General features: G+C 65.5%; 11 protein-coding genes and 2 tRNA genes. 9 read left to right on the top strand and 4 right to left on the bottom strand.

Annotated features, from left to right (window positions below; translation table 11 throughout):
* Positions 1-149: 149 nt before the first annotated feature.
* Positions 150-425 (top strand): hypothetical protein, encoded by a 276-nt coding sequence (locus tag K320_RS19130; RefSeq protein ID WP_156914010.1) that lies wholly within the window; start codon positions 150-152, stop codon positions 423-425.
* A 231-nt stretch (positions 426-656) separates the two neighbouring features.
* Here K320_RS19130 and K320_RS0114925 read toward each other — a convergent pair.
* Both K320_RS0114925 and hrcA read right to left on the bottom strand, forming a co-directional pair.
* A tRNA-Ile gene (locus K320_RS0114925) sits at positions 657-733 on the bottom strand.
* A 42-nt stretch (positions 734-775) separates the two neighbouring features.
* A complete protein-coding gene (hrcA, locus tag K320_RS0114920; protein WP_024539629.1) occupies positions 776-1,780 on the bottom strand; it encodes a heat-inducible transcriptional repressor HrcA in 1,005 nt (334 codons plus the stop codon).
* Between the two features lie 81 nt (positions 1,781-1,861).
* Here hrcA and K320_RS0114915 point away from each other — a divergent pair, with 81 nt between their 5' ends.
* The 3 genes from K320_RS0114915 to rapZ are packed head-to-tail and all read left to right on the top strand — an operon-like array spanning position 1,862 to position 5,284.
* Positions 1,862-2,758 (top strand): NAD kinase, encoded by an 897-nt coding sequence (locus K320_RS0114915; RefSeq protein WP_024539628.1) that lies wholly within the window; start codon positions 1,862-1,864, stop codon positions 2,756-2,758.
* Between the two features lie 2 nt (positions 2,759-2,760).
* Positions 2,761-4,422: a DNA repair protein RecN gene (recN, locus tag K320_RS0114910; protein WP_024539627.1), complete on the top strand. Its 1,662-nt coding sequence runs from the start codon at positions 2,761-2,763 to the stop codon at positions 4,420-4,422.
* 4 nt (positions 4,423-4,426) lie between these two features.
* On the top strand, positions 4,427-5,284 hold the full coding sequence (gene rapZ, locus K320_RS0114905) for an RNase adapter RapZ (protein ID WP_024539626.1): 858 nt from the start codon (positions 4,427-4,429) through the stop codon (positions 5,282-5,284).
* Positions 5,285-5,323: 39 nt separating this feature from the next.
* Here the strand turns inward: rapZ and mutY are convergent, their stop codons facing one another.
* Entirely contained in the window at positions 5,324-6,361 is a 1,038-nt protein-coding gene (gene mutY / locus K320_RS0114900; protein WP_024539625.1) for an A/G-specific adenine glycosylase, read from the bottom strand.
* Positions 6,358-7,173 (bottom strand): bifunctional DNA-formamidopyrimidine glycosylase/DNA-(apurinic or apyrimidinic site) lyase, encoded by an 816-nt coding sequence (mutM, locus tag K320_RS0114895; protein WP_024539624.1) that lies wholly within the window; start codon positions 7,171-7,173, stop codon positions 6,358-6,360. Before mutM ends, mutY begins: the two co-directional genes overlap by 4 nt.
* A gap of 124 nt (positions 7,174-7,297) precedes the next feature.
* On the opposite strand from mutM, the gene K320_RS0114890 reads away from it, so the two are divergent.
* From K320_RS0114890 to K320_RS0114870, 5 genes are all read left to right on the top strand, one after another.
* Positions 7,298-9,049 carry a tetratricopeptide repeat protein gene (locus K320_RS0114890; protein WP_245593899.1) on the top strand — a complete coding sequence of 584 codons (1,752 nt, stop codon included), beginning with the start codon at positions 7,298-7,300 and terminating at the stop codon, positions 9,047-9,049.
* On the top strand, positions 9,046-9,543 hold the full coding sequence (locus K320_RS0114885) for a lipoprotein insertase outer membrane protein LolB (protein ID WP_024539622.1): 498 nt from the start codon (positions 9,046-9,048) through the stop codon (positions 9,541-9,543). The genes K320_RS0114890 and K320_RS0114885 overlap by 4 nt, the downstream gene beginning before the upstream one ends.
* A gap of 15 nt (positions 9,544-9,558) precedes the next feature.
* Entirely contained in the window at positions 9,559-10,425 is an 867-nt protein-coding gene (gene ispE / locus K320_RS0114880) for a 4-(cytidine 5'-diphospho)-2-C-methyl-D-erythritol kinase (protein ID WP_024539621.1), read from the top strand.
* Between the two features lie 36 nt (positions 10,426-10,461).
* A tRNA-Gln gene (locus K320_RS0114875) sits at positions 10,462-10,538 on the top strand.
* Between the two features lie 47 nt (positions 10,539-10,585).
* Complete coding sequence (locus K320_RS0114870) at positions 10,586-11,551, top strand: ribose-phosphate pyrophosphokinase (RefSeq protein ID WP_024539620.1); 966 nt, start codon at positions 10,586-10,588, stop codon at positions 11,549-11,551.
* The last annotated feature ends 98 nt before the right edge of the window (positions 11,552-11,649 follow it).

The raw sequence follows: 11,649 nt of genomic DNA, 5'->3' as shown, positions 1-11,649 counted from the left end.
CCCCAGGGGGAGGGGTGAAACCACGGTGAATCGAGATTCTGCAACGGGCCGGTTCCTCGAATTTTCACGCGCGCGGAAAATGGAAATTCAGGCCACAAAGTGCCCGCAAGCTCTGACAGCCCCGCTTATCGACAAGAAAGGAAAGCCCCATGCCATCCATTGAACGTCGTGAACTACAGGCCGTGGCCACTGCTGCACTGGCATGGAACCGTGCCCGGCTGCGCCGCATCGCAATGGCAAAGCGTGTACCTGGTAGTTTTCTTCATCCGCACTATGGCCGGGCATCGCAGGGATTGGCTGACGCCCGCAAGGAAGAAGCCGCAGCAAAGGCCAGACTGCGCAAAGCCTGCGCCGCTGCTGACCCGGCAAGCCTGACGATTGATGTCGAGTGCGAGGTTATCGAGCCGGTAGTGCTGCTGGCCTGACGACGCTACACACCAAAACCCCGTCACGCACGCGCCCGCGAGGGAAGGGTACGCAGTTTGTGTGCCCCCTTACCCAGCGCCACCCACACCCGCCGCGTGCGGGGTTTTCTTTGCCTGTTTGCCGGGTTTGTGGACTGCCAAAAAAAGCAAAGTTGCCTACAAATTGCCTACAGGCAACACAAAAAGAAAAAGTGAACTATGCAAAACATAGCACGCTTTCCTTATCTGTATTGGTGGGCCGTGTTGGACTTGAACCAACGACCAAAGGATTATGAGTCCTCTGCTCTAACCAACTGAGCTAACGGCCCGCGTGCGCGCCCGCCTGTTGCGGACCGTGCGCATTGTAGAGGCTATGCCCGGTGATTCAACGCATTGGAAACCAGCTTGGACGTGATGTCGACGATCTGGATCATGCGGTCGTAGGGCATGCGCGTGGGGCCGATCACGCCCAGCGTGCCGACCACTTTGCCGTCAACCTCATACGGAGCGCTCACCACCGAAAGCTCTTCAAACGGCACCACGTGGCTCTCGCCGCCGATGAAGATGCGCACACCCTCGGCGCGGCTGGAGATATCGAGCAGGCGCAGGATCTGTGTCTTCTGCTCGAACAGGCCGAAGGCGCGGCGCAGGTTGTCCATGTCGCTGGAAAAATCGCTCACGGCCAGCAGGTTGCGTTCGCCCGAGATCACGACTTCATCCTGCGACGCGCTCAACGCCTCGCTGCTGGCGCTCACCGCCGCCTGCATCAGCTGGGCGATCTCGCCGCGCAGGCTGTCCACCTCGGTCTTGAGCCGCTCGCGCACCTGCTCGATGGCCAGGCCGCCGTAGTTGGCGTTAAGGAAGTTGGCGGCTTCCACCAGCTGCGATTGCGTGTAGTCGGATTCGGTGAAGATCACGCGGTTCTGCACGTCGCCATCGGGCGAGACGATGATCACCAGCACGCGTTTTTCGGACAGGCGCAGAAATTCGATGTGCCGAAAGACCGATGCCCGGCGCGGTGCCATCACCACGCCGACGAATTGCGACAGGCTGGAGAGCATGTGCGCCGCGTGCGCGATCACCTTCTGCGGCTGCTCGGGCTTGATCTGCAGCGCGGGCAGGCTTTCCTGCTGCACGGTGAGCATGGTGTCCACAAAGAGCCTGTAGCCCTTGGCGGTGGGCACGCGCCCGGCGGAGGTATGCGGGCTGACGATGAGACCCAGCTCCTCCAGGTCGGACATGACGTTGCGCACCGTCGCGGGCGAAAGCTCCAGTCCCGACGCGCGCGAGAGCGTGCGCGAGCCCACGGGCTGCCCATCGGCGATGTAGCGCTCCACCAGCGCCTTGAGCAGAAGTTTTGCGCGCTCGTCCAGCATGAAAACATTCTAGGACAACGCGTAACATCGCAACCGCTGCAATCACCTTCATGGCAGCCGCCTTGATGATGTAATCACGCCATGTCGTCCATTTTCCGCCGCGTTGCCGTCATCGGGAAATACCAGGCCTCGCGCACGCGCGCAGCGCCTGCGAACCTGTGCCAGTCCATCCGCGCCATTGCTGACTTCGTCCAGGCGCAAGGCTGCGAAGTGACGGTGGAAGACGAGACGGCTGCGCACACCCACCTGCGGGGCTACGCCACGCGCGACCTGGATGCGATCGGGCGGCACTGCGACCTGGGCCTGGTCATGGGCGGCGACGGCACCATGCTGGGTGTCGGCCGGCGCCTGGCGAGCCACGGCACGCCGCTGGTGGGCATCAACATGGGCCGGCTGGGTTTCATCACCGACATTCCGCTGGAGGGCTACGAGGCGGCCCTGGCCCCGATGCTCGCGGGCGAGTACGAAGAGGACGTGCGCCCGCTGATGCACGGGCGCGTGCTGCGCGGACGTGATTGCGTCTATGAGGCGTTGGCGCTCAATGACGTTGTGGTCAACCGCGGCTCCACCTCGGGCATGGTGGAGCTGCGCGTGGAAGTCGACGGCAGCTTCGTGGCCAACCAGCGGGCCGACGGCCTGATCGTCGCCTCCCCGACGGGCTCCACCGCGTACGCGCTCTCGGCCGGCGGGCCCATGCTGCATCCGTCCATTCCCGGCTGGGTGCTGGTGCCGATCGCGCCGCACACCTTGACCAACCGCCCCATCGTTCTGCCCGACGCCAGCGAGGTGGTGATCGAGCTGGTGAACGGGCGTGATGCCAGTGCCAATTTCGACATGCAATCACTGGCCACACTCAAGCTCGGGGACCGGGTCGTCGTGCACCGTTCACCGTACAGCGCATGCTTTCTGCATCCGGTAGGCTGGAGTTATTTCGCCACGCTGCGCAACAAGCTGAGCTGGAATGAAGGAGGAGCCTGAACATGGCACTGCGCCGCATTGCCCTGCGCGACTTCGTCATCGTCACCACGCTTGAACTGGAGGTGAAAGACGGCTTCACGGTACTGACCGGCGAAACCGGCGCCGGCAAATCCATCCTGATCGATGCGCTGCAGCTCGTGCTGGGCGCACGTGCGGACACCGGCGTCATCCGCGAGGGCGCAGACCGCACCGACCTGAGCGCCGAATTCGATGCACCCGCCGGCACGCTCGCCAGCTGGCTGGAGGACGCAGGTTTTCCGGCAGAAGAAAGCCTGCTGCTGCGCCGCACGATCGATACACAGGACAAGAGCCGCGCCTGGATCAATGGCGTGCCCGCCACTGCCACGCAGGCGCGGGCATTGGGCGAGAGGCTGATCGACATCCACGGCCAGCATGCCTGGCAAAGCCTGACGCGCGGCGAGGCCGTTCGCGGGCTGCTGGATGCTTACGCTGGCGTTGACAGCAGCCCCCTGGCGCAGCCCTGGAAAGCCTGGCGCAGCGCGCAAGCGCAATTGGAACAGGCACGGGCAACGCAAGGCACGCTGCAGCAGGAGCGCGAGCGCCTGCAGTGGCAGATCGATGAAGTCGGCAAACTCGCGCCGGTGGACGGCGAATGGGACGAGCTCAACCAGGAGCACCAGCGCCTGGCCAGCAGCGAAGCATTGCTGGCCGCCGCACAGGCTGCCCTCCAGGCCTTGCAGGGCGGCGATGATGAAGGCGGTGCCCTGCAGGGCCTGGCGCACGCGGAGCAGGCAGTGCAGCAGCACGCGCAGGTGGAGCCTCAATTTGCCAGCCTGTGCACCGCCCTCGCCTCCAGCATGGCGGAGGCGCAGGATGCGGCACACCAGCTGCACGGCTACCTGCGCCATGCCGAACCCGATCCCGCACGCATCCAGCAGCTGGATGAACGCCTGTCCTTGTGGCTTCAGCTGGCGCGCCGCTACCGGCGCAGACCGGAGGAGCTCCCTTGCGTGCTGGCGGGCTGGAAAGAATCGTTGCAGCAGCTCGATGCGGCAGCGGACTTGACCGCGCTCGAGGCCGCAGAGCGCATGCACCAAGGCGCTTATGACAAGGCGGCGCGCGCGCTGTCGCGTACCCGTGCCAAGGCCGCGCCCTTGCTGGCATCTGCCATCACGCAAGCGATGCAGGGGCTGGGTATGGCAGGAGGCCGGTTTGAAGTGGCGCTCTCTGCCATTGAGCCCGGGATGCATGGCACGGACCAAGTGCAATTCCTGGTCGCCAGTCACCCTGGCATGACGCCGCGCCCGATCGGCAAGGTCGCCTCGGGCGGCGAACTCTCACGCATCGCGCTGGCGATTGCCGTCACCACCAGCCGCCTGGGCGAGGTGCCCACCCTCATCTTCGATGAAATCGATTCCGGCGTGGGCGGCGCCGTGGCGCAGACGGTCGGGCGCCTGATGCGCCAGCTCGGACGCGACCGGCAGGTGCTTGCCGTCACCCACCTGCCACAGGTGGCCGCGTGCGGCGATCAGCATTGGGTGGTCGCCAAGCACAGCAGCAAGGCGCAGACCACGAGCAGCGTGGCGCCTGTGCAAGGCCGGCAGCGCACACGGGAAATCGCCCGTATGCTGGGGGGAGAGCAACTCTCGCCCGCCACCATCGCCCACGCCACCGAGATGCTGGGCAGCTCCGTGGAATCTTGACTACATGGCTCTGGAACTCGTACTCATCACCGGCATGTCCGGCTCGGGCAAATCGCTGGCGCTGCATGCGCTGGAAGATGCCGGCTACTACTGCGTCGATAACCTCCCGCCGGAATTGCTGCTGCCCTTTGCACAACTCGAGCACCAGCAGCATGCCAACCGCGTGGCCCTTGCCATCGACGTGCGCAGCGCCACCGCGCTGCCGCTGGTGCCCGCGCAGCTGGAGCAATTGCGCAAGAGCGGCGTGAAAATCCAATCACTCTTCCTTGAAGCCAGCACTGACACCCTGGTGCGCCGCTTTTCCGAAACACGCCGGCGCCACCCCCTCTCCAAGGAAGAGCTGCAGGACGGACGGCAGGCCCTGGTGCAGAGCATCCGGCTTGAACGCGAACTGCTGGCCGACCTGCGCGAGCAATCGCTGGTGATCGACACCAGCACCCTGCGCAATGCGGATCTGCTGGCCTATGTCAAAAAAATCATGGCCGTGCCGCCGGGGCGGCTGACGCTGGTCTTCCAGTCCTTCGCGTTCAAACGCGGCGTGCCGCTGGATGCCGACTACGTCTTTGACGTGCGCATGCTGCCCAATCCGCATTACGACCCGCAGCTGCGCCCGCTCACCGGGCGCGATGCGCCCGTCATGGGTTTTCTGCTGCGCCAGCCCGAAGTCGGCTTGATGCAGGCGGACATTCAGCAATTCATAGCACGCTGGCTGGCTCCCCTGGCGCACAACCACCGCAGCTACGTCAACGTGGCCATTGGCTGCACTGGCGGTCAGCACCGCTCGGTCTACCTGGTCGAGCAATTGGCGGAATATTTTTCAGCCCGGTGGACGACGCTCAAACGCCACCGGGAATTGGATTGAATTCCACTTTTCTCCAAGACCATCAAGCGCATCCAGCTATCAAATCAGCTTATTTTTCAGTTGCTGCAGCAGCTTGCGCAGCGGTGCCGGCAGCCCGAGTGCCTGCCACTGGTCGGCGCTGAACCAGGCGCCGGCGCCATGCGGCGTTGCGGTGCGCAGCAGCAGCGGGTGCAATTGCAGATCGCGGTGCGTCAGCACATGGGTAAAGCTGGGCCATTCCTCGGCAGCCGCGCCCTGCAGCGCCGCATCAAGTGCCTCGCGCTGCGTGTACACAGGCGGGCAATGCAGGCCCGCCCAGATGCCGCGCTGCGGACGCGGCGCCAGCCAGCAGCGCCCGCTGGCATCCACCTGCAGCAACAGCCACCAGTCTTCGCTGCGCCGCACCAGTTTGCGCGTGCGCACCGGGTAGTGCTCCGGGTTGCCCGCCAGGCGTGCGGCGCAGATGTCCGCCAGAGGGCAGCGCGCGCAAGCGGGGCCGCGCGCAAGGCATACCGTCGCGCCCAAATCCATCAGCCCCTGGGTATAGGCTGGCATATCCGATGCATGCCCAGTGCCAGGCAGCAGCTTTTCGGCCCAGTCCCACAGCAGGCGTTCATTGGCGGCCTTCGCCAGGTCGGCATCAAAGCCCAGCACCCGCGTGAGCACGCGCCGCACATTGGCGTCAAGAATGGGCGTGCGCTCGCCAAAGCAGAAGGCGGCGACGGCACCCGCGGTGGAGCGCCCTATGCCCGGCAACGCCGCCAGCGCCAGGGCACTCGCCGGAAACCGGCCCGCATGCCGCGACACCACCTCCTGCGCGCAGCGGTGCAGATTGCGCGCGCGGCTGTAGTAGCCCAGGCCGCTCCACAGCGCCAGCACATCCGCAAGCGTCGCCGCCGCCAGCGCCTGCACCTCGGGAAAGCGGGCGAGAAACCGCGGGTAGTAATCCAGCACCGTCACCACCTGCGTCTGCTGCAGCATGATTTCCGAGAGCCAGACGCGGTAGGGATCGCGCGTACCCTGCCACGGCAAATGTTTGCGCCCGTGCGCCCGCTGCCAGTGCACCACGCGCTGGGCAAAATCAGCAGGAGCCTTCATGCGCGCTGACAATGCGGACAGAAAAACGTGCTGCGCTGGCCCTGGCGCAGCATGCGGATAGCCGCGCCGCACACGCCGCACGGCTGGTCGGCGCGGCCATACACCCGGGCCGAAAGCTGAAAATGTCCAGCCTGCCCTTGCACGCCAGAGAAATCGCGCAAGGTACTGCCCCCCAGCGCCACGGCCTCCCCCAGCACCTCGCGGATGGCGGCATGCAGGCGCCGCACCCGCTCGGGCCCCAGGCGGGCAGCCATCGCCGTGGGACGGATGCGCGCCCGGAACAGCGCTTCACTGGCATAGATGTTGCCAACGCCCACCACCAGGTGGCCCGCCAGCAGGACCTGCTTGATGGCCTGGCGGCTGGCCTTGAGCCCCATCTGAAAAGTGGCGATATCAAAAGCATCGGATAAGGGTTCAACGCCCAGATGTCCCAGCAGTTTGCGCGCCAGCGGTGCCTCTTCGTCCTGCACCCAGACCACCGCGCCAAAACGCCGCGGGTCGTGCAGCCGCAGCACGCCGCGATCGGTCTGCAGTTCAAAGTGGTCATGCGCGTCCGGCGCCGGCAGCACTGGCGCAAAGCGCAGGCTGCCCGACATTCCCAGATGAATCAGCAGCAGGCCCGCGCTCAAATCCACCAGCAGGTATTTGCCGCGCCGCCTGACCCGCAACACCCTTTGATCGACCAGCACGGAAGGCTCCACCCCCAGCGGCCAGCGCAACGGCTTGCCCAGCAGGACGGCACGGATGCGCGCTCCTGCAATCGCATCGGCAAAACCGCGGCGGGTGACTTCAACTTCCGGGAGTTCGGGCATGGCGCAGCGCCGCAGGGCAAGAGTGGAAAGAAGGCGTTACACAGCACCGCGGCAGACACAGGCGCTGCAAACCTTCGATTATTATGGGCCGATGCTGCGCACATCTCGCCTCGCATCCCCCACCTTGCTTGTCGCGGCTGCCGCGCTCGCGATTTTCACGGCGCCGGCCTGGGCGACCGTCCCCGCCGATGCCGGCCCCGGCGCCAGCAAGGCGCTGAGGGCGGCAGAAAAGACCGAGGCCGTCTCCGCGGCCTCCACCGCCGAACTTTTCTACGAAGTGCTGGTCGGCGAGCTCGCCGTGGGCGGCGGCGACCCAGGCCAGGGCTATTCACTCATGCTCGACGCCGCACGGCGCAGCCACAGCAGCGAGCTGTATCGCCGTGCCACGGAAATCGCGCTGCAATCGCGCTCGGCCCCATCGGCACTGGCGGCAGCGCAGGCGTGGCGGCAAGCCGATCCCGAGTCGCGCGACGCCAACCGCTTCGTGCTGCGCATACTGGTTGCGCTCAACCGCATTCAGGACAGCAGCGAGCCGCTGGCACGCGAACTGGCAAACGCCCCCGACGGCAGCAAGATTGCCGTCATCAACGCCATTCCGCTGCTCTATGCCCACGCAAGCGACAAGGAACTGGCCGCACGCGTCGTGGAAGCCGCTCTTGCCGAGCTGCAGGACCAGCCTGCCACCGGCGCCAACGCCTGGACCACGACGGGCCGCATGCGGCTTGCGGCGGGCGACAGGCCCGGCGCACTCGTGGCGGCCCGCCTTGCACACAAGATGGACCCCACGAACGACGCCATGGCGGCGTTCGTGTTGCAGCTGCTCGATGAAAAAGTGACAGAGGCCGAGCCGCTGCTCAAGCCCTACCTCGACGAACACCCGCTGGCGGAAGTGCGCCTGGGCTATGCGCGCTATCTCTCCGAGACCGGCCAGTACGACAAGGCGCTGGCGCAGATGCGCACGGTGACATCCGAACAACCCGACAACGCCCAGGCGTGGCTGCTGCAGAGCACGCTGGAGCTGCAGGCAGGCCAGGTCGATGCCGCCGAAAAGACGCTCAACCATTTTGCCGAGCTGTACCAGCAATTGCCCGCGTCCGAGCAGGTGCAGGCGCAAACCCGGCAGATGTACCTGCTGCGCTCGGAAATCGCCCAATCGCGGGGCGACCTGAAACAGGCCGAACACTGGCTCAGCCTCACGGACGAAGACGGTACGCACCTGAACGTGCAAACGCGGCGCGCGCTCCTCCTGGTGCGCCAGGGACGTCTGGGCGAAGCCCTGGCGCTGGTGCGCAACATGCCCGCCGCAGACGACAGACAGGCCGCGGACAAGCTGCAGAGCGAAGCCATCGTGCTGCGCGAGGCAGGACAGATCGATCGCGCCTATGAGGCGCAATCGCATGCGGTGCAACTGCAGCCGGACAACGACGACTACCTGTACGACAAAGCCCTGCTGGCCGAGCGGCTGGGGCGCCTGGATGAAATGGAGAGCGAATTGCGCTCCATCCTGGCGCGCAACCCGAAGAACCCGCAGGCGCTCAACGCCCTGGGATTTTCACTCGCCGACCACGGTCTGCGCCTTGAGGAAGCCAAGTCACTGATCGAGCAGGCGCTGGAGCTCTCCCCTGGTGACCCGTTCATCACCGACAGCCTGGGCTGGGTCGAATACCGCCTGGGCAACCCGAAGCGTGCACTGGCACTGCTGCGTGAAGCCATGCGCAAGCAGCCCGATCCGGAAATCGCCGCCCATCTGGGCGAGGTGCTGTGGAAACAGGGCGAGCATGCGAGTGCGCGCGATGCCTGGCGGGCCGGGTTGCGCCTGAAGCGCGACAACGCCACGCTCAACAACACCCTCAGGCGCTTCGGGGTTCGCCTTTGACGGCACCTGCGCCAGCGCAGCGGCGCCGCTGGCTTGTCTGGGGCGCCAGCCTGCTGCTGGCGGCCTGCGCACAGCCCCCTCGCACCCTGCCCGAGGGCAACGATACCTGGCGCGGGCGGCTGGCACTGCAGGTGGACGACAACTCCGCCCAGTCGTTTTCCGCCGCATTCGAGCTCCAGGGCGATCCCAGCCGCGGCGCGCTAACCGTGTTCAATCCGCTGGGCAACGTGCTGGCGCGCCTGACCTGGCAGCCCGGGAAAGCGGTGCTGGACGACGGCAAGGTGCAGCGCCAGTCGGCCTCGCTTGCCGCGCTCACCCGGGAGCTCACCGGCAGCGAACTGCCCGTCATGGCATTGTTTGAATGGCTGCACGGGCGCGAGACACGGATCGCCGGCTGGCATGCAGACCTGAGCGCTCTGGACTCGGGGCGGATCGTCGCCACCCGCCTGCAGCCGCTGCCCCGGGCCGTGCTGCGCATCGTGCTGGAGCCCTGATACAGGGGTTGCGCCGTGATCGCCATCCACGATGTGCCGGCACCGGCCAAGCTCAACCTGTTCCTGCACGTCACCGGACGGCGCCCGGACGGCTACCACCTGCTGCAGTCCGTCTTCATGCTGCTCGACTGGTGCGACACCCTGCATTTCGAGCGCCGTGGCGACAAACAGCTCAGCCGCGAAGACCTCGGCACCCCCCTGCCCGAAGACGACTTGTGCCTGCGCGCCGCTCGCGCGCTGCAATCCGCTACCGGCTGCACGCTGGGCGCGCACATCGCCATTGAAAAACGCCTGCCCGCGCAGGCCGGTCTTGGCGGTGGCTCATCGGACGCCGCCAGCACGCTGCTGGCACTCAACCGGCTGTGGGCTCTGGGTCTGTCCCGGGCCGATCTGCACCGGCTCGCCCTGCCGCTCGGCGCCGACGTGCCGTTCTTCATCGGCGGGCGCAACGCCTGGGTGCAGGGCATAGGTGACGACCTTCAGGCCCTGGCGCCTGAGGCGCTGATTCCTCCGTTGCCGTTCATCATCGTCAAGCCAGAAGCAGGATTGGAAACCGCGGCGATTTTTTCCCATCCAGCGCTTCACCGCGAAACACAAGCTGCTACAATCGCGGGCTTCGTTGGAGAGCAGGCACGCAAGCCGTTTGGTTTTGGCAGAAACGACTTGCAGCCGGTAGCGCAGCTGCTGTGCCCCGATATTGCAAAAGCCGCGCAGTGGCTTGCAGACAAGGGTTTGGCAGGGCGCATGACCGGCTCTGGCAGCGCAGTGTTTGCGCCAATGACACACACGATCGATGTTGCGGATGCACCGGCAAGCTGGAGCATCAAAGTGTGTAAGAATCTCGGGCTTCATCCGCTGGTCGGCTGGGCCAGGGATGAATGATTGCAGGACTGCGCGCTTCATGCGTGCGGCCCGTGTAGGGGAGTAGCCAAGCTGGTCAAGGCACCGGATTTTGATTCCGGCATGCGAGGGTTCGAATCCTTCCTCCCCTGCCAACCACCAAGCCCGTTGCGCTGCCCGCCGCCAGACATTCGAGACGACCGTGCAAGCTCCTCACACCGATTTCATGGTTTTCACGGGCAATGCAAACCCGGGCCTTGCGACCGAGATCGCGCAAAACCTCGGCATAAACCTCGGTGCCATGCAGGTCGGACGCTTCTCCGACGGCGAAGTCACCGTCGAAATCAAGCAGAACGTGCGGGCGCGCGACATCTTCGTCGTGCAGTCCACCTGCGCACCGACCAACGACAACCTGATGGAACTGCTCATCATGGTCGATGCGCTCAAGCGCGCGTCGGCCGAGCGCATCAGCGCCGTCATCCCCTACTTCGGCTACGCCCGCCAGGACCGGCGCCCACGCTCCACGCGCGTGCCGATTTCGGCCAAGGTGGTGGCCAACATGCTGCAGGCCGTGGGTGTCAACCGACTGCTCACGATGGATCTGCACGCAGACCAGATCCAGGGGTTCTTCGACATCCCGGTGGACAACATCTATGCCTCTCCGGTGCTGCTGCGCGACCTGAACGAGAAGAAGCACGACAACCTCATCGTCGTGAGCCCCGATGTCGGCGGCGTGGTGCGCGCGCGCGCGCTGGCCAAGCAACTGGGCTGTGATCTGGCCATCATCGACAAACGCCGTCCCAAGGCCAATGTCTCCGAAGTGATGAACGTGATCGGCGACATCGACGGGCGCAACTGCGTCATCATGGACGACATGATCGACACCGCCGGCACGCTGGTGAAGGCGGCGAGCGCGCTCAAGGAGCGCGGCGCCAAGCAGGTCTACGCCTACTGCACGCACCCGATTTTTTCCGGCCCGGCGATCGAACGCATTGCCCAGGGCGATGTGCTCGACGAAGTCGTCGTCACCAACACCATTCCGCTGAGCGAAACCGCCCGCGGATGCACCAAGATTCGCCAGCTCTCCGTTGCGCCGCTGTTTGCTGAAACCATCCAGCGCATCGCCAGCGGAGCGTCGGTGATGAGTCTGTTCTCGGAGCTGAGCTAAGAAAGCCACGCAGGACAGCACGGGCTGCGCGCATGGTGCGCACAGTCCTTTTTTGAAACAGGCGGGCAGGCTGGTCGCGGCCGCCCAACCACTGGAGT

The sequence above is a fragment of the Comamonas badia DSM 17552 genome (assembly GCF_000484635.1).
Lineage (GTDB): Bacteria > Pseudomonadota > Gammaproteobacteria > Burkholderiales > Burkholderiaceae_C > Comamonas_C > Comamonas_C badia.
Note: the sequence above shows the minus strand (reverse complement) of the source record. Positions and strands in the feature narration are given on the sequence as shown.

Coding starts and splice junctions, on each gene's coding strand:
- K320_RS19130 (WP_156914010.1), top strand. CDS start 150: ATGCCATCCATTGAACGTCGTGAACTACAGGCCGTGGCCACTGCTGCA.
- hrcA (WP_024539629.1), bottom strand. CDS start 1,780: ATGCTGGACGAGCGCGCAAAACTTCTGCTCAAGGCGCTGGTGGAGCGC.
- K320_RS0114915 (WP_024539628.1), top strand. CDS start 1,862: ATGTCGTCCATTTTCCGCCGCGTTGCCGTCATCGGGAAATACCAGGCC.
- recN (WP_024539627.1), top strand. CDS start 2,761: ATGGCACTGCGCCGCATTGCCCTGCGCGACTTCGTCATCGTCACCACG.
- rapZ (WP_024539626.1), top strand. CDS start 4,427: ATGGCTCTGGAACTCGTACTCATCACCGGCATGTCCGGCTCGGGCAAA.
- mutY (WP_024539625.1), bottom strand. CDS start 6,361: ATGAAGGCTCCTGCTGATTTTGCCCAGCGCGTGGTGCACTGGCAGCGG.
- mutM (WP_024539624.1), bottom strand. CDS start 7,173: ATGCCCGAACTCCCGGAAGTTGAAGTCACCCGCCGCGGTTTTGCCGAT.